Annotated in this window: 16 protein-coding genes and 1 CRISPR repeat array (1 of these 17 cut by a window edge); of the genes, 14 read left to right on the top strand and 2 right to left on the bottom strand. The window is 41.5% G+C overall.

The window, feature by feature from the left end; all coding sequences use genetic code 11:
• Positions 1 to 17: 17 nt before the first annotated feature.
• From potA to ACESZG_RS00120, 6 genes are all read left to right on the top strand, one after another.
• A complete protein-coding gene (gene potA / locus ACESZG_RS00145; RefSeq protein ID WP_202020900.1) occupies positions 18 to 1,064 on the top strand; it encodes a spermidine/putrescine ABC transporter ATP-binding protein in 1,047 nt (348 codons plus the stop codon).
• Positions 1,064 to 1,879: an ABC transporter permease gene (locus ACESZG_RS00140; RefSeq protein WP_368211016.1), complete on the top strand. Its 816-nt coding sequence runs from the start codon at positions 1,064 to 1,066 to the stop codon at positions 1,877 to 1,879. The genes potA and ACESZG_RS00140 overlap by 1 nt, the downstream gene beginning before the upstream one ends.
• An 11-nt stretch (positions 1,880 to 1,890) precedes the next feature.
• Positions 1,891 to 3,735, top strand: coding sequence for an extracellular solute-binding protein (locus ACESZG_RS00135; RefSeq protein ID WP_055053877.1), 1,845 nt, complete (start codon positions 1,891 to 1,893; stop codon positions 3,733 to 3,735).
• An 89-nt stretch (positions 3,736 to 3,824) separates the two neighbouring features.
• Positions 3,825 to 4,859 (top strand): spermidine/putrescine ABC transporter substrate-binding protein, encoded by a 1,035-nt coding sequence (locus tag ACESZG_RS00130; RefSeq protein ID WP_025577627.1) that lies wholly within the window; start codon positions 3,825 to 3,827, stop codon positions 4,857 to 4,859.
• Between the two features lie 25 nt (positions 4,860 to 4,884).
• Positions 4,885 to 6,519, top strand: coding sequence for a phosphoenolpyruvate--protein phosphotransferase (gene ptsP, locus ACESZG_RS00125; protein ID WP_025577630.1), 1,635 nt, complete (start codon positions 4,885 to 4,887; stop codon positions 6,517 to 6,519).
• Positions 6,516 to 7,658 carry a DUF362 domain-containing protein gene (locus tag ACESZG_RS00120; RefSeq protein ID WP_022381264.1) on the top strand — a complete coding sequence of 381 codons (1,143 nt, stop codon included), beginning with the start codon at positions 6,516 to 6,518 and terminating at the stop codon, positions 7,656 to 7,658. The genes ptsP and ACESZG_RS00120 overlap by 4 nt, the downstream gene beginning before the upstream one ends.
• Before the next feature lie 256 nt (positions 7,659 to 7,914).
• On the opposite strand, the gene ACESZG_RS00115 is transcribed toward ACESZG_RS00120, so the two are convergent.
• Both ACESZG_RS00115 and ACESZG_RS00110 read right to left on the bottom strand, forming a co-directional pair.
• Entirely contained in the window at positions 7,915 to 8,787 is an 873-nt protein-coding gene (locus ACESZG_RS00115; RefSeq protein ID WP_022381265.1) for a homocysteine S-methyltransferase family protein, read from the bottom strand.
• Between the two features lie 148 nt (positions 8,788 to 8,935).
• A complete protein-coding gene (locus tag ACESZG_RS00110) occupies positions 8,936 to 9,811 on the bottom strand; it encodes an aldose 1-epimerase family protein (RefSeq protein ID WP_368211017.1) in 876 nt (291 codons plus the stop codon).
• 485 nt (positions 9,812 to 10,296) lie between these two features.
• On the opposite strand from ACESZG_RS00110, the gene ACESZG_RS00105 reads away from it, so the two are divergent.
• The 8 genes from ACESZG_RS00105 (at position 10,297) to csm5 (ending at position 21,222) form a co-directional block, all read left to right on the top strand.
• Complete coding sequence (locus tag ACESZG_RS00105) at positions 10,297 to 11,553, top strand: 6-phosphofructokinase (RefSeq protein ID WP_008703460.1); 1,257 nt, start codon at positions 10,297 to 10,299, stop codon at positions 11,551 to 11,553.
• Between the two features lie 355 nt (positions 11,554 to 11,908).
• Complete coding sequence (gene ppdK / locus ACESZG_RS00100) at positions 11,909 to 14,539, top strand: pyruvate, phosphate dikinase (RefSeq protein WP_055058049.1); 2,631 nt, start codon at positions 11,909 to 11,911, stop codon at positions 14,537 to 14,539.
• A 465-nt stretch (positions 14,540 to 15,004) separates the two neighbouring features.
• A complete protein-coding gene (cas6, locus tag ACESZG_RS00095; RefSeq protein WP_055058050.1) occupies positions 15,005 to 15,745 on the top strand; it encodes a CRISPR-associated endoribonuclease Cas6 in 741 nt (246 codons plus the stop codon).
• A complete protein-coding gene (gene cas10 / locus ACESZG_RS00090; protein ID WP_055058051.1) occupies positions 15,738 to 18,122 on the top strand; it encodes a type III-A CRISPR-associated protein Cas10/Csm1 in 2,385 nt (794 codons plus the stop codon). Before cas6 ends, cas10 begins: the two co-directional genes overlap by 8 nt.
• On the top strand, positions 18,112 to 18,507 hold the full coding sequence (gene csm2, locus ACESZG_RS00085; RefSeq protein ID WP_008703380.1) for a type III-A CRISPR-associated protein Csm2: 396 nt from the start codon (positions 18,112 to 18,114) through the stop codon (positions 18,505 to 18,507). Before cas10 ends, csm2 begins: the two co-directional genes overlap by 11 nt.
• Positions 18,508 to 18,519: 12 nt before the next feature.
• Positions 18,520 to 19,185: a type III-A CRISPR-associated RAMP protein Csm3 gene (csm3, locus tag ACESZG_RS00080; RefSeq protein ID WP_055058052.1), complete on the top strand. Its 666-nt coding sequence runs from the start codon at positions 18,520 to 18,522 to the stop codon at positions 19,183 to 19,185.
• A gap of 20 nt (positions 19,186 to 19,205) precedes the next feature.
• Positions 19,206 to 20,126, top strand: a complete 921-nt coding sequence (gene csm4 / locus ACESZG_RS00075; protein ID WP_055058053.1) for a type III-A CRISPR-associated RAMP protein Csm4 — start codon at positions 19,206 to 19,208, stop codon at positions 20,124 to 20,126.
• 1 nt (position 20,127) lies between these two features.
• A complete protein-coding gene (csm5, locus tag ACESZG_RS00070; RefSeq protein WP_368210959.1) occupies positions 20,128 to 21,222 on the top strand; it encodes a type III-A CRISPR-associated RAMP protein Csm5 in 1,095 nt (364 codons plus the stop codon).
• 167 nt (positions 21,223 to 21,389) lie between these two features.
• A CRISPR array of direct repeats spans positions 21,390 to 22,226; the repeat unit is 36 nt; unit sequence ATTGAGAAATGTAGCTCCCCGATAGGGGACGGAAAC; it runs 764 nt beyond the window's last position.

Genomic DNA, 22,226 nt, shown 5'->3' with positions numbered 1-22,226 from the left:
TTCAGAGGAAGGAAAAGATGATGAACAAACTGATTGAGTTAAAAAATCTGACCAAGAATTTTGATGATCAGCAGGTTTTGCGCGGCATCAATCTGGATATTTACGAAAAGGAATTCCTGACGCTTTTGGGACCCAGCGGATGCGGAAAGACAACCACCCTTCGAATCATTGCAGGCTTTGAAGAACCAAGTGACGGAGAAGTACTGTTTAACGGGATTGAGATTTCCAAGCTTCCCCCGTACAAGAGAGAGGTTAATACTGTGTTTCAGAAGTATGCTCTTTTTCCTCATTTAAATGTGGCGGAGAACATCGGTTTCGGGCTGAACCTGAAGAAAGTCGATAAAACTGTCATCGCCCAGAAGGTGGAGCGTATGCTGAAGATGGTTGGTCTGGAAGGCTTTGGGAAAAGAGATGTAACTCTGCTCTCCGGTGGACAGCAGCAACGAGTGGCCATTGCCAGAGCCCTGGTAAATGAGCCGAAGGTTCTGCTTTTAGATGAGCCCCTGGGTGCACTGGATGCAAAGATCCGTAAACAGATGCAGGTAGAATTAAAGAAGATTCAGCAGGAAGTCGGCATCACTTTCATTTATGTTACCCATGACCAGGAAGAAGCCCTGTCCATGTCAGATACGGTTGTTGTTATGAATAACGGTGAGATTCAGCAGATCGGCTCTCCTACAGATATCTACAATGAGCCGGAAAACCGTTTTGTTGCAGGCTTTATCGGTGAATCCAATATTATCGAGGGAACCATGATCCGCGATTATCTGGTTACTTTTGACGGATTTGAGTTTGAATGTGTGGATAAGGGATTTGAGGATAATGAAGAGATCGAAGTTGTGTTAAGACCTGAGGATCTGGATATCGTAGATCCCGGTCAGGCAAAGATCAGGGGGATTGTGCGCAATATTACCTTCAAGGGCGTGCATTATGAGATCCTGATCGAGACAGAACTTCGTACTTATATGGTTCATACCACAGATTATGCGGAAGTCGGAAGGGAAGTGGGACTGAAATTCGGGCCTGAAGACATCCATGTTATGTGTAAGATGGGAAGCTACTGATGAAACAGTACAGAAATCTTATCAAACCATATCTTGTGTGGGCATTTGTGGTCATTGTCATCCCGCTGATACTGATCGCATTATATGCATTTACAGAAGATGGAAACGAGGTGCTGACGTTCTCCTTTACCCTGGAGAATTTCCGCAAATTCCTGGAAGCAACGTATATGAGCGTTATTTTCAAGTCCTTTAAGCTTGGAATCCTGACGACGGTCATCTGTCTGGGACTTGGCTATCCGCTGGCATATATTATTTCCAAATGTCCGGAGAAATCCCAGAGTCTTCTGATCCTGCTGGTAACTATTCCGGAATGGATCAATATGCTTCTGCGTACCTATGCATGGATGAACCTGCTGTCAGACAATGGTATCATCAACCATTTGCTTGGATTACTGGGGATTTCCCCGGTGACAATGATGTATACAGACTTTTCCGTAGTGGTTGGTCTGGTCTGTAACTTTATGCCGTTTATGATCATCCCGATCCATACATCCCTGAGCAAAATGGATAAATCCTTTATCGAGGCTGCCTATGACCTGGGGGCAAATAAATTCCAGACCTTCACAAAGGTTATCTGGAAATTGTCCATCCCCGGCGTGCTCAATGGAATCATGATGGTATTCCTGCTGTCTATTTCCACATTCGTTATTCCGAAACTTCTCGGAGGCGGACAGTACATGCTGATCGGTAACCTGATCGAGTCTCAGTTTATCTCAGTTGGTGACTGGAACTTCGGAAGTGCGATTTCTCTGATTCTGGCTATGCTCATTCTGATATTTATGAGCCTGATGAAGAAGATGGATAAAGATGAATAAGGGAGGACGGCATGAAACGTAATAATAAATTTTTCTCAATGTTATATGTAGTACTCTGCCTTGCTTTCTTTTACCTGCCGATCCTGGTGACGATGATCTTTTCCTTTAACTCATCCAAGTCACTGACCAGATTTACAGGCTTTTCCCTGCGCTGGTATCAGGAACTTCTCGGTAACGGGGAAGTAATTAAGGCAGTTTATGTATCTGTTACCATTGCGATCATTGCGACCATTGTTTCTACAATACTTGGAACCATTACAGCGATCGGTTTATCCAAATCAAAGAAGGTAATCAAGGAACTGCTTTTGAATATTAATAATATCCCGATCCTGAATCCTGAGATCGTAACTGCCATCAGCCTGATGCTGTTGTTCTCTTCTCTGGGATTTCGAAAAGGGTATCTGACTATGCTGCTGGCACATATTGCATTCTGTACCCCGTATGTAATTACCAGCGTTTATCCGAAGGTAAGGGCTCTGGATCCGAATATGGCAAATGCTGCCATGGACCTTGGGGCAACACCTTTTCAGGCTCTGACAAAGGTTATCGTGCCGATGATCAAAGAGGGTATTTTCGCAGGCGCGCTGCTTGCATTTACCATGTCATTTGATGATTTCGTTATTTCCTATTTCGTATCAGGAAATGGTGTAAAGAATATCTCTATTGTTGTATATAATATGACAAAGCGTATCAATCCGACGATCAATGCTTTGTCAACCATCGTGATCGTAGTCATCATCGTGGTACTGCTTTTGTCCAATCTGCTTCCGAAGTTTAAGAATAAAGCCAGAAAGCTGAACAGGAAAGCAGTAAAAATTGTCTCTGTAGTTCTGGTTGTTGCCGTTACGGCAGGGCTGATCAAATGGGGATTCGTGGCGCAGTCCACTCATGTGCTGAAAGTTTACAATGCAGGAGAGTACATGGATCTTTCTCTTCTTGAGGATTTCGAAAAAGAATATGATTGTACCATCGTATACGAGACTTTTGAGTCAAATGAGATGATGTACACCAAGCTTTCAAGCGGTGAGACTTATGATGTGCTGATCCCGTCTGATTACATGATTGAGAGACTGATCAAAGAAGAATATCTGCAGGCACTTGACTGGAAAGAAATTCCGAATAAGAAAAATCTGCTGAATGATGTCATGAACCAGAGCTATGATCCGGGCAACCGTTATTCCTGTCCGTATTTCTGGGGAACAGTAGGAATCCTTTATGATAAGACAGTAGTAGATGAGGCTGATCTGAAAGATGGCTGGAATCTTCTGTGTAATCCGAAATATAAAGGAAATATTTACATGTATGATTCTGAGAGAGATTCCTTTATGATAGCATTAAAAGCACTTGGGTATTCCATGAATACTACAAATGAGTCTGAGATCGAGGAGGCTTATCAGTGGCTGATCGATCAGCGTGACACTATGGATCCGATCTATGCAGGCGATGATGTGATCGACAACATGATTTCAGGAAACAAAGCGCTGGCAGTTGTGTACTCCGGAGATGCATCTTACATTATCAGTGAAAATCCGAATCTGGACTACTTCACACCGGAACAGGGAACCAACAGATGGTATGATGCAATGGTTATCACAAAGGACTGCAGCGAAGTACAGCTTGCCCATGAATTTATTGATTTTATGATCAGTGATAAATCTGCTCTTTCCAATACGGAAGAAGTAGGGTATACTTCTACAGTGAAGAGTGCTTTTGAAACCATGAAGGAGGGGGACTATGCCGGGATCAGTTCTTATATTCCGGATACAACCAACCCGAATAACGAAATCTTTGCTTATCAGCAGCCAAAGATCAAGCAGAAATTTGCGGAACTCTGGACAAAAGTAAAAGCAAAGTAAAAAAGGATAGCCGCTGTCTGCCGATACGGTGGAAGGCGGACAGTGACTGATATAGACAACAATGCAGAGCATAAGAAGGGAGATCATTTATGAAAAAAAGAGTACTTGCAGTAGTGATGTGTGCATTAATGGCAGGAACAGCATTCACCGGATTCAAGGATGCAGGAGATGATAAAGAACTTGTACTTTTTACATGGGAGGGAATGTTCCCGCAGGAAGTTCTGGATGATTTTGAAAAAGAGACAGGAGTTAAGGTTGTTTATTCAAACTTCGATACAGATGAAACCATGCTTGAGAAGCTTTCCATGGCAAAGGGCGGTGACTATGATATCGTGATCGCAGATGACTATATTTTGGAAACTGCGATCCAGGAAGGACTTGCAGAGAAGCTTGACAAGGATTCTCTGGAGAATATCGGAAATATCAACCCATTATATCAGGGACAGTTCTATGATCCAGACGATGAATACACAGTTCCTTACGGAGCAGGCATCCCGCTGATCGTTTATGATCCGGAACAGGTGGATATTGATATCAAAGGATATAAAGACCTCTGGGATCCGTCTCTTGAGGACAGCATTGCACTGACTGCAAACTATCGTGTGATCAATGGTATCACCCAGCTTTCCATGGGCGAGAGCATGAATGAAGAGGACGTTGACGTGATCAAGAAGACAGGAGAGAAGCTTCTGGAACTTGCTCCGAATGTACGTCTGATCCAGGATGACAATACACAGAATGCACTTCTCAACGGAGAAGCAAGTGTTGCATTTCTTTATACCTCTCAGGTAACAGCTGCTCTGGCTGAGAATCCTGATCTGAAGGTGGTATATCCGGAAGAAGGACTTGGATTTGGTATTATGGGTATGTTTATTCCAAGTGAAGCGCCGGATAAAGATGCGGCATATTCTTTCATGGATTACATCATGCAGCCGGAGGTTGCAGCGAAATGCACAGACTATATCGGCTATTACAGCACAAATAAAGCAGCAGATGAGCTGGTAAATCCGGATCTGGTAGTTCCGGATGACGTTACAAAGGGCGAGATCGTCCAGAATGTAAGCCAGGACGCAGACGCACAGTATCAGAAGAACTGGACTGAATTTAAGGCTGCCTGCGACTAAGGGGTTAATCAACTAAGGAGTTAATATGGATGTTTACAAGGGAACCGGTGCCTTTTCCGGAATTGCCATCGGTAAGATACTGTATTATCATAAAAGCGAATATCAGATGCGCCAGTACGAAATCACAGATGTGAAAACAGAGCTGAATATTTTCCGGCAGGCGCGCACCAGAGTCATGGAACAGCTGGAGGATTTATATGAAAAAAACTGCATAATTCAGGGAACCCAGGCAGAGATTTTTCTCAGACAAAAGAATCTGCTGGAGGGAAAAAGCTTTCAACGTGCCATTGAGAGTGTCATACAGAGTGAAAAAGTAAATTCTGCCTATGCGGTAATGACTACAAGGGATGAGATGCTTAAGACTTTCAGAACTCTGGAAGAGCCTGCGATTAAAGAACGGCTGGATAATATGCGGGAGATTTCCGACCGCCTGATCGGTGAACTGGGAGGTATCTCTCCCAGGATAGATCTTGGGGATGAGCCTGTGATCGTTGTGACGGAGAGTATTACGCCAACAGAACTGATGGAGATGGATAAGGATAAACTGATGGCTATTGTTACCCATCATGGTTCCGACATGTCTCATGCTGCCATTATGGCAAAAACAATGAATATACCGGCTCTGCTGGAAATTGACACAGATTCGGAGTGGGACGGACGGCAGGCTATTGTGGACGGATATACCGGAACTTTGTATATTGATCCGGATGAAGAGGTAAAAAAAGAATATGAGATCCGCAGGCAGGCTGATAAAGAAGAAAGAGAAGAGCTTCTGAAATTAAGGAGAGAACCGGATATCACAAAAGATGGCAGAAAAATTGAAATCTATGCCAATATCGGAAATATGGACGACCTGAACAGTGTGCTGTATTACGGAGCTGCCGGGATTGGTCTTCTGCGCAGTGAATTCCAGTATCTTGGAAGAGAAAATTATCCTCGTGAAAATGAGCTGTTTCTTGCATACAAAAAGATTGCGGAGACCATGGGAGAAAAGCTCACTGTGATCCGTACGGCAGATCTCGGAGCAGACAAGCAGGCAGAATATCTGAATATCCCGGACGAGACAAATCCGATCATGGGGAACAGAGGAATCCGTCTCTGCCTTGACAGAAAAAGAATGTTCAAGGCACAGCTTCGGGCAATTTTCAGGGCGAGTGCATATGGAAATCTGGCGCTGATGTATCCGATGATCAGCTCAGAAGAGGAAATGGATGAGATTGAAGAAATTATCCGGGAAGTAAAGATCGGGCTGGATGAAAAAGGAATTCCGTATAAACATATTAAGACAGGAATCATGATCGAGACTCCGGCAGCAGTCATGATCAGCCGGGAGCTTGCCAGAAGAGTGGATTTCCTGAGTCTTGGAACCAATGACCTGAGTCAGTATACACTGGCGATGGACAGACAGAATCCGCTTCTGCGCAAGAAATATAATGACCATCACCCGGCAGTGCTGCGTATGATTCAAATGGTGATCGAAGCGGGACATGCAGAAAATAGACGTGTCTGTATCTGCGGGGAACTTGCAGCAGACACTGCCCTGACAGAAGAATTTCTGAGGATGGGTGTGGACTGTCTCTCTGTAGTGCCGGCATGTATTTTGCCGGTAAGAAAAGCACTGAGACAGGTGGATCTGTCCGGAGATGATAAAGGTGCGTGAATTTGGTGAAAAGTAAAGTGGTATTACTTCCCTGCCGGGAATATGATGAAGAAAAAATCTATATGCTGCTGAAACAGGGGCTGGATTTTCTGGGTGGAGTGGAGACTCTGATTCCAAAGGATGCGAAGATCCTGCTGAAGCCGAATCTGCTGAAAAAAGCAGAGGTAGAGAAAGCAGTGATCACACATCCGGTTGTAGTAGGAGTTTTTGCGGGAATCCTGCGTGAAAGTGGGTATGAGAATATTGTGCTTGCAGATTCCTGCGGTCATGGAACCACTCAGGCAGTGATTCGCGGAACAGGAATGGATACTTATCTGGAGAAATATCATATTCCGGCTGTTGATTATTCTGAGGGCGTGAAAACTGCTTATCCGCAGGGAGTCCAGGCAAAGGAATTTATCCTGCCAAAAGAACTGTTGGAGCAGGACTGTGTGATTTCCCTGAGCAAGATGAAAACACATGCATTAGAACGTATCACCGGTGCGGTTAAGAACAGCTATGGGTTTGTATATGGATTCCATAAAGCGAAGGGGCACACGCAGTACCCGAGTGCAGACAGCTTTGCCAGAATGCTTATTGATCTGAATAAATGTGTGGCACCGAAGCTGTATGTGATGGATGGGATCGTGGCCATGGAGGGCAACGGACCGGGTTCGGGAGATCCGGTTCCTATGAATGTACTGCTGATGTCCACAGATCCGGTTGCACTGGACAGTGTATTCAGCCGTCTGGTTTATCTGAAACCGGAGATGGTTCCGACGAACTATCATGGCGAGAAAATGGGACTTGGTACATGGAAAGAAGAGGAGATTACCCTTCTGACACCAGACGGGGAGATTTCCATGGCAGAGGCAGTGAAAAAATACGGAAATCCGGCTTTTAATGTAGACCGCACAGAAGTGCGAAAGAATATCTGGACAAGAATGGCGGGAGCGTTAAACATTTTTCAGAAAAAACCATATATAGAAGCTGATAAATGTGTCCGCTGCGGGATCTGTGTGCAGAGCTGTCCGGTTCCGGGGAAAGCTGTGGATTTCAGAAAAGGCAAAGGAAAGCCGCCGGTATATGATTACAGAAAGTGTATCCGCTGTTTCTGCTGCCAGGAGATGTGCCCGAAAAAAGCAATCAAAGTGAAGTAGATGAAAAGCAGATAATAAAAAGCGCAACTGTTTATAGAATTGCCATGGTATTTTCGCAGGATCAGGACAGAGGAAAGCCGGACAATTACCAAAAAGCACATAACAGAGGATGAGAATATCTCGGATTGAGACAGATTCTATCCTAAGTTATGTGCTTTTTTGAGTCATATCCCTCTTTAACCGAATCAGGAAAGTTCCCTGCTTTGGCTGCGAATATTCGTTATTCGTCTGACTATGGCTGTCGAAGATACAAAATCTATCTTCCGAGGCTTCTGCTTATCTCGCGGATGAATTCCGGAGTAGTACCACAGCATCCTCCGACAACAGACGCACCATTTTCGATCAGAACCTTCATATGTTCTGCAAAGCTTTTGGCGTCCATACTGTAAATGGCATTTCCCTGATCATCAATCGTCGGCATACCGGCATTAGGTTTGGCGATGACAGGAATGGATACGTTCTCTTTGATATTGCGGACAACGGATACCAGCTGGTCAGGTCCTACAGAACAGTTGATCCCAACTGCCACAGCACCTGCACCCTCAAGGGCGATCGCAGCCTCCACAGCATTTCCTCCGCTGAAAATGCTTCCGTCAGCTTCTACGGTCATTGTACACATTACAGGAAGAGAACTTACGGATGCAGCAGCATCCAGTGCAGCAAGTGTTTCCTCGATATTGATCATGGTTTCCGCAGCAATCAGATCAACACCTGCATCTTCAAGAACCTTAATCTGTTCACAGTATGTTTCATATGCCATCTCATAGGTGAGATCACCGGCAGGCTCCATCATCTTTCCGGTTGTGGTAATATCACCGGCAACATAGACCTTATGTCCTACTGCCTCTCTGGAAATATTTACAAGTGCATGGTTCATTTCCGCAAGCTTATCCTGCAGTCCGTGAAGTCCGAGACTGTAACGGTTTCCGCCGAAAGTAGGTGCGTATACGATCTGGCTTCCTGCTTCAACATAAGCCTTTTGCAGATTCTGCAGAACTTCTTTGTGCTCCATGATCCATGCTTCTGTACAGATTCCTCTTGGCATTCCGGCGGCCATAAGATTGGAACCGGTAGCACCGTCGAGCAGTACAACATCCTGTGTCAGCTTCTGAAATTCTTCTCTAGTCATGGAAATTTCCTCCTGTGTTTTTCTATGAAAGTCCTGAGTGGCTGCCATGAATCAGTCATGTCTGCATGGGTAAATTCGTGGATACCGGACAGGATGACTTTCATATACTGTGACATTATAGCACAGCTTTCAGGATAAATGGAGAAAATTAATAAATTTTTATTTCATATGATGCAGTAAAAATTTCATCCTTGTCCAGAGTGTTGATATATTTCTTTTCCGGAAGCTCGCCCTTAAATCCAAAATCATCACAGCGTCCCATCCATGGTTCAAGACATACAAAAGGAGAACCCGGGACGGACCAGATGCCAAAGCTTGGAAATCCATGACAGATCAGTTCCACATAAGGAGTTCCGTCAGGGAAAGCGATGCCGGCCTTTTCAATCTGGTCATCAAAAATAAGGGCATCTTTGTCAAACATGTGAGCATCAATAAGGCAGGAACCATTCTCAAGCTCCAGTGTATAAGCTTTATCTGCAACCGCGGTGCCTGATGACATGTCGATCAGCAGATAGGAGAGGGAATCCCGGTCGTCGAAAGTAAGATGATATTGCTCCTGGGAGCCAATTCCTCCGGCAGGTACATTGAATGCAGGATGGCCGCCAATTGTAAAATACATGGTTTCATCATTAAGGCTGATCACTTCCCAGCATACACTGACCTGGTTCTTTTCCAGAACATGCTTGATCTTCAGCTCAAAATCATATGGATAATTTTCTCTTGTGGCATCAGAAGATTTCAGCCTATGGGTGATGGAATCAGCAGTCATATCCACGCAGGTAAATTCGCTGTCCCTGGCAAACCCATGCTGACTGGAGGGATATTCGACTCCATTAATACGATAGTGATCCTCAAAATGACGTCCCACATTAGGGAAAAGAACCGGTGCGTGGCGTTTCCAGTAAGCCGGATCTGCCTGCCAGATCACTTCTCTGTTATGTACTTTATCAAAAATGCTGCAAAGCTCAGCACCATGATCGTCTACAGATACTCTAAGATAGTCGTTTTCAATTGTATGGATCATAAATGAATCCTCCTTGATCGATAAATATTGTGTAACTGTTCAGCTGGCAGTATTCTGCAAATCACCGAAGGTGATTTGAAATGCATTTTGGTTCGTAACTGCGAAGGTACCGAATAGTCACGGACATTGATGTCCGGCAATTTTTAAAAAGGTTTTGATTGCTATAAGTTGATGCCGGAATCAATCTGTCTATAAGTATAACACATGGGCCGGATTAATTATAGTTATAAATATACAAAAATAGATCTGAAATGTCGTGGTAAATTGAAAAATACACTGATATAGTGACGAAATACAGAAATCATATGTGTAAAAACCACAATAAATGATTGACGAATAAAAAAATATTTGTTACAATTTACCTCAACGAGTCCTGCGGGACCAGAGCGTGTCTGAAAAATTGTGACGCACATCTTGCGTAAAGCATTTTTCAGACACACTCTAAGACATAATGAACAAAACGTGAAAACAAGGAGGTCATTGCTATGGCGAAAAAAAGAAATATCATTGTTGGACAATCAGGAGGACCTACTGCAGTAATCAATTCCAGTCTTGCCGGAGTTTATAAGAATGCCATTGAACGAGGATTTGACAAAGTATACGGAATGCTTCACGGCATTCAGGGACTGTTGGATGAACAGTATATTGATCTGTCAACACAGATTCATTCAGAACTGGATATCGAATTACTCAAGAGAACACCATCTGCATTTTTAGGTTCCTGTCGTTACAAGCTTCCTGAGATTCACGAAGATAAAGCAATTTATGAGAAAATTTTTGAGATCTTAAATAAACTGGATATCTATGCGTTTATCTACATTGGCGGAAATGATTCCATGGATACGATCAAGAAACTGTCTGATTATGCGATTCTCACAGGACAGACTCAGAAGTTCCTTGGTGTTCCGAAAACAATCGACAATGACCTGGCGCTGACAGACCATACACCCGGATTCGGAAGTGCTGCAAAATATATCGGCGCATCCACAAAAGAAGTGATCCGCGATGCACTGGGACTTACTTATAAGAAAAATATGATTACGATCATGGAGATTATGGGACGTAATGCCGGATGGCTTACAGGTGCCACAGCACTGGCAAAATCTGAGGACTGCGACGGACCGGATTTGATCTATCTGCCGGAAGTGCCTTTTGATGTTGAGAAATTCCTTGCAAAAGTAAAAGATCTTCTGAATAAAAAAGCATCTATTGTAATCGCAGTTTCCGAGGGAATCAAGCTGGCAGACGGAAGATATGTATGTGAGCTTGGAAGCGTGGGAGACTATGTGGATGCATTTGGACACAAACAGCTTCAGGGAACAGCCACTTATCTGGCAAACTTCCTGGCAGCGGAGTGCGGATGCAAGACAAGAGCTGTTGAACTTTCCACATTACAGAGAAGTGCTTCCCATATGGCATCCAGAGTGGATATTGATGAAGCATTCATGGTAGGTGGTGCTGCAGTTAAAGCTGCAGATGAAGGTGACACAGGTAAGATGGTTGTTATCGACCGTGTTTCCGATGATCCCTACATGGCAGCTACAGGTATCTACGATGTACACAGAATCGCAAATGAGGAGAAACTTGTTCCGAGAGAATGGATGAATAAAGATGCTACAAACGTAACTAAGGATTTTGTAGACTATATTAAACCTCTGATCCAGGGAGATTATCAGCCTATTATGGTAAATGGTATGCCGAGACATCTGGTACTGAACATGAAAAAAGGCAGAAAGAAATAATTGATGAAAATTATAAACGGGCAGCCGGGCAGATCAACTTATCTGTTTTGCTTCCCGTTTTTTCCTGTTATAATGAGATGTGAAAGAAAAATATAGATAAAGACCAGAATAAAGGACTGAGAAAACCTTAACAATAATAAGAATAATAAAATAAATCACTTTATGCAGAATGTATAAAAATTTTAGCTAATTTTAGCAGAATAACCTTGACGAAATGACACAAATTCTATAAAATAATTATGTGCGTATAAGAAACATATATTTACTTATGTGCGAAAGGTGTGGCTGTTCAGTTACTTCACAACAGAATGCTGAATAGTTACAAAAGAACAATAATTTAGGAGGAAAATGTAAAATGGCAAAATGGGTTTACATGTTTACAGAAGGTAACGCTAATATGAGAAACCTTCTGGGTGGTAAAGGTGCCAACCTTGCTGAAATGACAAACCTTGGTCTTCCTGTACCTCAGGGCTTCACAATCACAACAGAAGCTTGTACTCAGTACTATGAAGACGGAAGACAGATCAATGATGAGATCATGGCTCAGATCATGGAAGCAATCACCAAAATGGAAGGAGTTACCGGAAAGAAATTCGGTGACAAAGAAAATCCTCTGCTTGTTTCCGTTCGTTCTGGTGCGAGAGCTTCTATGCCAGGTATGATGGATACTATCCTGAACCTTGGTTTAAATGAAGACGTTGTTAACGTACTTGCTGAAAAATCCGGCAATGCTCGTTGGGCATGGGACTGCTACAGAAGATTCATCCAGATGTACTCTGATGTAGTTATGGAAGTCGGAAAGAAATATTTCGAAGAACTTATCGATGAGATGAAAGCTAAAAGAGGTGTTAAGCAGGATGTTGAACTTACTGCAGAAGACCTTCATGAATTAGCTGAACAGTTCAAAGCTGAATATAAAGCAAAAATCGGTGCTGATTTCCCAACTGATCCTAAGGAACAGTTAATGGGTGCTATCAAAGCCGTATTCCGTTCCTGGGACAACCCACGTGCGAACGTATATCGTCGTGACAACGATATCCCGTATTCCTGGGGTACAGCTGTTAACGTACAGATGATGGCATTCGGTAACATGGGTGATGACTGTGGTACAGGTGTTGCCTTCACACGTGACCCTGCTACAGGAGCTAACGGTCTGTTTGGTGAATTCCTTACAAATGCTCAGGGTGAAGACGTTGTTGCCGGTGTTCGTACACCTATGCACATCTCCGAAATGGAACAGAAATTCCCGGAAGCATTCGTACAGTTCAAACAGGTTTGCGAAACACTTGAAAAACACTACAGAGACATGCAGGATATGGAGTTTACTGTAGAGCATGGTAAACTGTATATGCTTCAGACACGTAACGGTAAGAGAACAGCTCAGGCTGCTTTAAAGATCGCTTGTGACCTTGTTGATGAGGGAATGAGAACAGAAGAAGAAGCTGTAGCTATGATCGACCCACGTAACCTTGATACTCTTCTTCACCCACAGTTTGATGCTGCTGCTCTGAAAGCTGCTACACCAATGGGTAAAGGCCTTGGCGCTTCTCCTGGAGCTGCTTGCGGTAAGATCGTATTCACAGCTGATGACGCTGTTGAATGGGCTGAAAGAGGAGAAAAAGTCGTACTTGTACGTCTTGAGACATCTCCGGAAGACATCACAGGTATGAAATCTGCTCAGGGTATCCTGACAGTTCGTGGTGGTATGACATCTCACGCAGCAGTTGTTGCCCGTGGTATGGGTGAGTGCTGTGTATCCGGATGCGGTGATATCGCTATGGACGAAGAAAACAAGAAATTCACACTTGCTGGTAAAGAATTCCACGAGGGAGACTTCATTTCCATCGATGGTACAACCGGTAACATCTACGACGGAATCATCCCGACTGTAGACGCTACAATCGCTGGTGAGTTCGGACGCATCATGGCATGGGCTGACAAGTACAGAACAATGAAAGTTCGTACAAACGCAGATACTCCTGCAGATGCTAAGAAAGCTGTAGAGCTTGGTGCAGAAGGTATCGGTCTTTGCCGTACAGAGCATATGTTCTTCGGTGAGGGACGTATCGATGCATTCCGTGAAATGATCTGCTCCGAAACAGCAGAAGAGAGAGAGAAAGCACTTGAAAAAGTTCTTCCATATCAGCAGGATGACTTCAAAGGTCTCTTTGAAGCTCTGGAAGGTAACCCTGTTACTATCCGTTTCCTGGATCCGCCTCTTCATGAGTTCGTTCCTACAGATGAAGCTGACATCAAGAAACTTGCAGATGCTCAGGGCAAAACTGTAGAGCAGATCAAGACTATCATCGCTTCTCTTCATGAGTTCAACCCGATGATGGGACATCGTGGATGCCGTCTTGCTGTTACTTATCCTGAAATCGCTAAGATGCAGACAACAGCAGTTATCCGCGCAGCAATCGAAGTTAAGAAAGCTCATCCGGACTGGACAATCAAACCGGAAATCATGATCCCACTTGTTGGCGATGTAAAAGAGCTTAAATATGTTAAGAAATTCGTAGTTGAGACAGCTGATGCTGAGATCAAAGCCGCTGGTTCTGACCTTCAGTATGAAGTTGGTACAATGATTGAGATCCCGAGAGCAGCTCTTACAGCTGATGAGATCGCTAAAGAAGCAGACTTCTTCTGCTTCGGTACAAACGACCTTACTCAGATGACATATGGCTTCTCCCGTGATGATGCAGGTAAATTCCTCAACGCATACTATGACGCTAAGATCTTCGAGAACGATCCATTTGCAAAACTGGATCAGGTTGGCGTTGGCAAGCTGATGAAGATGGCTATCGAACTCGGCAAACCGGTTAACCCGAACCTTCACGTAGGTATCTGCGGCGAGCATGGTGGAGATCCGTCTTCTGTAGAATTCTGCCACAAGATCGGTCTTAACTATGTATCCTGCTCACCATTCCGTGTACCGATCGCTCGTCTTGCAGCAGCACAGGCAGCTATCGCTGAGAAGAATGCATAATTAGCATAAAATATAGATTCATGCGCGAGCATGAGAGTGTCCAAACGTAAAATGGCTCCTGGAACTTTAGAAAAATCTGAAGCTCCAGGAGCTTTTTGATGTATTTTGTAGTGAAACGTGGAATAATCATTTGTAGAAAGTTTTAATTATGTGATCTTTGCATTTATGATCAGGAGATTTGATTTCAAAACTCCGGAATGCGAGGATGATGATACAGAGACAAAACTTTATACAAAAGCAGACGTAAATGTAAGAAAAGAAGCAGGAAAAATAGCCGGATAATTAAGATAGTTTATCTGATTATCCGGCTGTTTTTGTCTGGCTGCATAGTAAGTTTCATAGTAACCTTCATGGTAAAACAAATTGACGTTATATATGAAAAGTGATATAATGTACAATGATTTGACATAAAATATATAAAAAAAGTACAAAATACACAAAAATACTTACTGTAGAGGTGCTTCAATGTATGCAGAATTACAAATGGAACTGGAAACAAAAGAAATAAATTACAGGCAGTCATCAAATTTACAGGGAGTTATTATGGAAAATATTTCTCCAGAATATGCAGCCAGACTACATGGAAACCAGTTAAATCCTTATAGTCAATGTATCACGAGGGAAAATAACAACACCATCTGGACAATAAAGACTTTGAATGAAGAAGCATATGAAAATATAATTATGCCGTTGTCTGAATGTACAGATATTTTTTTGAGAAAAAAGGGATTATCAATTTCTGTATGTAATAAAAGGATGCACTTGAAAAATGATAATGAACTTATCACAGAGTTTTATGAGAAGAAATGTCCGAAATATTTGGAGATAAAGTTTCAGACACCCACAGCTTTTAAAAGTGACGGAAAATATGTAATATATCCGGATTTGGGCTTAATATATGCCAGTCTTATGAGAAAATACAGTGCTGTTTCAGAAGCTTTTGATATGTTTGATGAGGAAACACTGGGGGCACTTGTTGAACAGAGTGAAATCGTGCGGTACCGTTTGCAGACAGTACCATTTCCATTGGAGAAAGTTCAGATCACAGGTTTTACAGGAAGTATCTGTATTCATATTAGAGGACCAGAAACAATGGCAAGATATCTGAGAATGTTATTTAAATTCGGAGAATTTGCCGGAGTGGGAATTAAGACAGGCATGGGAATGGGAGCAATGAAATACGTCAGGAGGAATGAAGATGATTGACCAGAAAATTAAGTTGATTACAGGAAGTCTGCTTCATGACATAGGAAAAGTAGTTTACCGGGAAGGTAGTGACAGAAGAAATCATAGTGTATCAGGATATGATTTTCTTAAAGAAGAGGGAAAAATAGAGGATAAAGAGATTCTTGACTGTGTAAGATACCATCACTTTTCAGAAATCAAAAGTGCACGTCTGAAAGAGGATAATCTGGCGTACATCGTTTATCTGGCAGATAATATAGCTGCCTTTGCAGACAGGAGAAAAAAGGAAGACACTGAAGAAAAGGGTTTTGATCTGTCAGTCCCGCTTCAGAGCGTGTTTAATGTATTGAATGGAAATAACCAAAGTTTTTATTATCAGCCAGGTGATATGGATAATCAGGGGAAGATTAATTATCCTGCTTCTGAGAAAAAGCCATTTTCCAGAGAATTCTATATGAAAATCTGTCAGAGAATGTTAGATAATTTCAGAGGTATGAATTGGAGTGAAGAATATCTGAACTCCTTACTGGCCGTTATGGAAGCAAATCTTTCTTATATGCCATCCTCCACTTCAAATGAAGAATTAAGTGATATTTCTCTGTTTGATCATGTAAAATTGACTGCGGCAATTTCTAGCTGCATATATGATTATCTAAACGAAAATCATTTGAGTTATAAGACGGAATTATTTGATAAGAAGGATTTTTATGACAGGAACGCATTTCTCTTATGTTCTATGGATATTTCAGGAATACAGAGTTTCATATATACAATAAGCTCTAAAAATGCATTGAAAACTTTGCGTGCAAGGTCTTTTTACCTGGAAATTATGATGGAGCATATCATAGATCTTCTTTTAGACAGACTGCAACTGTCAAGGGCAAATCTTTTATACTCCGGAGGCGGACATTGTTATCTGCTTCTTGCAAATACAACGAAAACTGTTATACAGATTCAAAAATTTCAGGAAGAATTGAAGGAATGGTTATTGAAACAGTTCCAGACAGATCTTTTTGTTGCTTTTGGATATGTGCAATGTACAGGGAATGCATTCAGAAACGTTCCGGAGGGTAGTTATACAGAGTTATTCAGGAAAATGAGTAAAATGCTGTCGTTGCAAAAACAGCACAGATATACGGCGAGAGAAATAATTCGGTTAAATAATCGAAAAGAGCAGGATTATTCCAGAGAATGTAAGGTTTGCAAAAAAATCGGATATGTAGATGAAGAGGGAGTTTGCGCTCTGTGCAGAAAAATAGAGAAGCTTTCAAAAAATGTATTGTATGCAGATTTTTTCTCCGTTGTACTGGAAAATCCAGATGAAAGAGAAGATGCCATGCCACTGCCGGGAGGATATTGTCTGGTTGCAGACGATGAAAAAAAACTGTGCAGACGAATGGAAAATGACGATTATTTTGTACGAGCCTATTCTAAAAATAAGCTTTATACAGGAAAACATATTGCTACGAAGCTGTGGGTAGGAGATTATTCAACAGGAAGTACTTTTGAAGAATTTGCCCGGGAAGCTGAAGGCATCAGCAGAATCGGGGTATTGAGAGCAGATGTGGATAATCTTGGACAGGCTATTGTGTCAGGATTCTGTAATTCAAAAAATGGAGACAGATATATGACATTATCCAGAACAGCTACTTTATCCAGACAGTTATCCTTATTCTTCAAGTATCATATTCGATTCATCCTGGAAAATGGAGAATATTCACTGGAAGGAAAAAATGGTGGAAAGAAAAGACAGGCTACAATTGTATATTCCGGAGGAGATGATGTATTTATTGTAGGTGCATGGAATGATATTATTGAATTGTCTGTAGATCTGAGAAGAAAATTTGAACAATATACTCAGGGGACATTAAGCATTTCAGCAGGCATCGGTATTTATGATTTTTCTTATCCGATTGCTGCCATTGCAGAAGAAACCGGTATGATGGAATCAGAGTCAAAGAGAATGCCGGAAAAAAATGCAGTGACATTACTTCAGGATGGAGAGATTCATCTGGTGGATGACGGGGATGAAGAAAAAGAGATCAGCGATGGAACCTATTCATGGAAAGAATTGGAAGAAGGAGTTGTTCAGGAAAAATACAGGGCATTATGTGATTTTTTTGAAGGTATTGACGAAACCAGAGGAATGTCCTTCTTATACCGTATGATGGAGTTGGTAAGAGGACATGAGGAGAAGATCAATTTTGCAAGAATGATGTATCTTCTTTCCAGGCTGGAGCCGACAGAGGAAGGACCGAAAAAAGAAAAATACAGACAGTTGTCTCGGAAAATGTACAGGTGGATTCAGTCGGATCAGGATTGCAGACAATTGAAAACAGCAATTAATCTTTACGCATACATTCATCGCAAAAAGGGGGAACACAGGGATGAGAATTAATGAGAATAACTATGTAGATAAAGCTGAAGAGGCGATTAAGAGTCTGGTTGAGGAGTCAAAGCAAAAATGCAGAGGAAAAGTAAATATTGTAACTACATCTAAAATACGGAATCTTCTGGCAATGACTGCGGATATTTATAATCAGGTTCTTACATATACATCAGAAAAATTGGATGATGAAATTTGTGGAAGAATTGAGTATCTCAGAATTCGTTTTATATATGAATGTGGTCGGGAGCCAAAAGTAAAAGCATTTGTAAAACAGGCAGAAATTCTGGAGATTCTTAAAGAAATCAGACAGAGTAAAAAGAATTATCTGTTGTTCAGCAAATATATGGAAGCTTTGATTGCATTTCACAAATATTATGGTGGCAAAGAACAGTAGGAGGAAAGATTTATGTATGGAAAAATCAGGATTTCAGGAAATATTTTAGTAAAAACAGGAATGCATATTGGTGGAAGTGGCGCATTTGCTGCAATTGGGGCTGTGGACTCACCAATCATAAGGGACGCCAGAACAAATCTACCGATGATTCCCGGAAGTTCTCTGAAGGGGAAAATGAGAAGTCTTCTGGCAAAAGAATTCAATGAGCGTGTAGTAGAGCCAAATGAAGATCATGAACGTATTACACGACTGTTTGGCTCTTCAAAAAAGGGAAATATAAAAAGAAGCCGATTACTGTTTTCTGATATGGTTTTAAAAAACGAAGAAGAATTACGAGATGCCGGACTTCAAAGTATGACAGAAGTAAAATTTGAAAATTCTATTTCCAGAGCTACTGCTGTAGCAAATCCCAGACAGATTGAACGAGCCGTCAGAGGTTCTGTTTTTAAACTGGATTTGATATATGAATTAGAAGAAGAACAGGAATTTTTGGAGGATATGGACACTCTCGCAGAAGCAATGAAATTATTGCAGTACGATTATCTTGGAGGAAATGGATCCAGAGGATATGGAAAAATCCAATTTCAGGATATTTATACAGATGCAGTTGTTGGCCATGTTGATAATACATTGCTGGAAAAATGCAATTCGATTCTGAATGAGGCTGTGAAAGAGTAGTCGGTGAAAGGAAGGATACTTTGAATTATACATTATACTGTTTGGAGTTTATAAATGGAGTCCATTTTGGCAGGGGAAATCTAGATAGTTCAGAAATCACTTTTCATGCAGATACTCTGTTTTCAGCTTTGTTTCAGGAAGCACTGAAAATGAAAAAACAGGATAGATTTCTGAAACAGGTGTCAGATGGAAAAATCATATTCTCTGATGCATTCCCATACATAGGAAAAAATTACTATATTCCGAAGCCAATGATTGCTGTTCAGACGGAGGATGAAAGCAAACAGGGAGATTCCCGTCAGAAAAAGAAATTTAAAAATTTGAAATACATCTCAGTAAGTACGCTCGCAGATTTTGTGAATGGAACTTTTCCGGAAGAACATATGGAGGATATGAAATATCTGGGACTTTATGATATGAAAGTTTCAGTAGGAATCCATGGGATGGAGGAGCCGGAACCTTTTCGGGTTAATACATGGAACTTTAATACAGGAACAGGTTTGTATGTGCTGGCAGGATATGAGAATGAATGTGACAGGGAATTGTTAGACGAACTGTTTGAAAGTCTGCAATATACTGGTATAGGTGGAAAGAAAAGTTCCGGACTGGGAAGATTTATATACAAGGTCTGTAAAGTTCCGGAAGATATGATGGGATATTTAAAGAAAAAATCAGAAAAAAACATTTTGCTTTCCACTGCGCTTCCTGAAGATGAAGAATTGGAACAGGTTATAAAAGATTCCTCATATCTTTTAATAAAAAGATCAGGATTTGTAGATTCATCAGAATATGCATTGCAGCAAATGCGAAAAAGAGATCTTTATGTTTTTTCATCTGGTTCATGTTTTGCGCATACATTCAGAGGAAGAATCATTGAAGAAAGAAATGGTGGAAAACATCCGGTATTTCGATATGCAAAAGCTTTCTTCATGGGGGTATAATATGGAACGAAAATTAAAAACATATAAGATACATCTGAAAGTCAATGGACCGGTATTCGTAGGTGATGGAAACGAAATACAGAAAAAAGAATATATGTTTCTGAATAGAAATACCATAGGGGTAATAGATGGCTCAAAGTTCTATATGTTGGCTAAAAAACTTCATCTTCAGAATGATTTTGAACGTTTCATGATTGATGATACAAGAGAAGACTTGAAACATTGGTGTTTCAGAAACCATGTATCTCAAAATGATTTAAAAAACTGTATGAAATATGTAGAGAATGTGGGTGACAGATCAGAAGAAAAAGGAAAGCTTCAGGTAATGACCTGCATTACAGATCCATATGGGAATCCCTATATACCCGGAAGTTCTCTGAAGGGAATGCTACGAACAATTCTTCTGGGTAGAGATATTTTACAACACCGCGAGAAATATAGAACTGATACCAGACAGATCAGGAGTGATTTGGAAGTTAACAGGATTAACAGAAGAATCTTAAATAATAATATTGTAAAAATTGAGAAAAATGCATTCAATTCAGTAAGATCTTCAGGGAAAGAAACTGTTGATTTCGATATTATGTCAGGCATTATCGTTGGAGACAGCGAACCCTTGTCCAGAGAAGATATTATTTTGTGCCAGAAATGGGAACAGCACACAGATGGTACATACAAAACATTGAATCTTCTGCGAGAGTGCATAAAACCGGGAACTGTCATTAAAAGTACATTGACAATTGATGAAACGCTTTGTAATATAAAAAAGAAAGACATTTTGGAAGCAGTACAGTTATTCTATGAACAGTATTATCAGAATTTCCAGAAGAAATTTCCGCGAAGTGACAGGAGAAAACCGAATACAGTATTTCTGGGAGGTGGAAGCGGTTTCGTTTCCAAGACAGTGATTTACCCGTTATTCGGAGAAAAAGAGGGCATTGAAACTGTAAAAAATATTTTTGACAGAACAAATGTGCCTAAAACCCATCAACATTATAAAGATACTCGTATAGGAGTATCCCCTCATATTTTAAAATGCACAAGATATCAGGGAAAAGAATATATGATGGGGGAATGTGAATTAAATATTATTTGAGCATTTTGTTCTTAAATGCGCGAAATTCTGTATTTTGCCGCGCATGGCTTAAATACTGGATTTGTGAGAATTTTTTACTTTCCAAAACGGCTGCATTTCAATAAAATTACTTTTCCCCCGCAATCCCCCTATCTGTCCCAGACAGAACATGGGGTTGCGGGGATGGTATTGAGAAATGTAGCTCCCCGATAGGGGACGGAAACATAGAAATTTCCATGCAAGTGCCTTTTCGACAAAATTGAGAAATGTAGCTCCCCGATAGGGGACGGAAACTTGCGCCCACCCGCAGGCAGGCGCATCAAGCTGTTATTGAGAAATGTAGCTCCCCGATAGGGGACGGAAACGCTATTCTTCTTTCCATTGGTACGATGTACATGATTGAGAAATGTAGCTCCCCGATAGGGGACGGAAACCCGGATGCGGCTACAGCTGTTCGTACGATTGTTCATTGAGAAATGTAGCTCCCCGATAGGGGACGGAAACAGTCTTTCGACTCTTTATGTGTGCAGAAAAATAATTGAGAAATGTAGCTCCCCGATAGGGGACGGAAACCATTTTCATCTTTACCGTCAATCAGGCATTTTTCAATTGAGAAATGTAGCTCCCCGATAGGGGACGGAAACTATACTTGCAAATCTTGACAGCGTAGGCGCTAATATTGAGAAATGTAGCTCCCCGATAGGGGACGGAAACATAACGAATCCATTCATCCATAATTCCAAATTCAATTGAGAAATGTAGCTCCCCGATAGGGGACGGAAACCCGTTATAATATATTATAGTAGCATTCATTCCGCAATTGAGAAATGTAGCTCCCCGATAGGGGACGGAAACCATCATCATAATTGCTATATGGGTTATAAACGCATTGAGAAATGTAGCTCCCCGATAGGGGACGGAAACTATGTTTTCCCTCCACTTTTTAACTTGTGTCTTTTTATTGAGAAATGTAGCTCCCCGATAGGGGACGGAAACGATGTGCAAGCCCTTTTACATTCCTCCTT

This window comes from Blautia sp. Marseille-P2398 (assembly GCF_964240315.1).
Classification (GTDB): Bacteria; Bacillota; Clostridia; order Lachnospirales; family Lachnospiraceae; genus Blautia_A; species Blautia_A wexlerae.
This window is presented reverse-complemented; position numbering and strand designations above follow the sequence as displayed.

Coding starts and splice junctions, on each gene's coding strand:
- csm5 (WP_368210959.1), top strand. CDS start 20,128: ATGGAACGAAAATTAAAAACATATAAGATACATCTGAAAGTCAATGGA.
- ACESZG_RS00135 (WP_055053877.1), top strand. CDS start 1,891: ATGAAACGTAATAATAAATTTTTCTCAATGTTATATGTAGTACTCTGC.
- cas10 (WP_055058051.1), top strand. CDS start 15,738: ATGATTGACCAGAAAATTAAGTTGATTACAGGAAGTCTGCTTCATGAC.
- ACESZG_RS00140 (WP_368211016.1), top strand. CDS start 1,064: ATGAAACAGTACAGAAATCTTATCAAACCATATCTTGTGTGGGCATTT.
- csm3 (WP_055058052.1), top strand. CDS start 18,520: ATGTATGGAAAAATCAGGATTTCAGGAAATATTTTAGTAAAAACAGGA.
- ACESZG_RS00105 (WP_008703460.1), top strand. CDS start 10,297: ATGGCGAAAAAAAGAAATATCATTGTTGGACAATCAGGAGGACCTACT.
- ACESZG_RS00130 (WP_025577627.1), top strand. CDS start 3,825: ATGAAAAAAAGAGTACTTGCAGTAGTGATGTGTGCATTAATGGCAGGA.
- ptsP (WP_025577630.1), top strand. CDS start 4,885: ATGGATGTTTACAAGGGAACCGGTGCCTTTTCCGGAATTGCCATCGGT.
- ACESZG_RS00115 (WP_022381265.1), bottom strand. CDS start 8,787: ATGACTAGAGAAGAATTTCAGAAGCTGACACAGGATGTTGTACTGCTC.
- ACESZG_RS00110 (WP_368211017.1), bottom strand. CDS start 9,811: ATGATCCATACAATTGAAAACGACTATCTTAGAGTATCTGTAGACGAT.
- ppdK (WP_055058049.1), top strand. CDS start 11,909: ATGGCAAAATGGGTTTACATGTTTACAGAAGGTAACGCTAATATGAGA.
- potA (WP_202020900.1), top strand. CDS start 18: ATGATGAACAAACTGATTGAGTTAAAAAATCTGACCAAGAATTTTGAT.
- cas6 (WP_055058050.1), top strand. CDS start 15,005: ATGTATGCAGAATTACAAATGGAACTGGAAACAAAAGAAATAAATTAC.
- csm2 (WP_008703380.1), top strand. CDS start 18,112: ATGAGAATTAATGAGAATAACTATGTAGATAAAGCTGAAGAGGCGATT.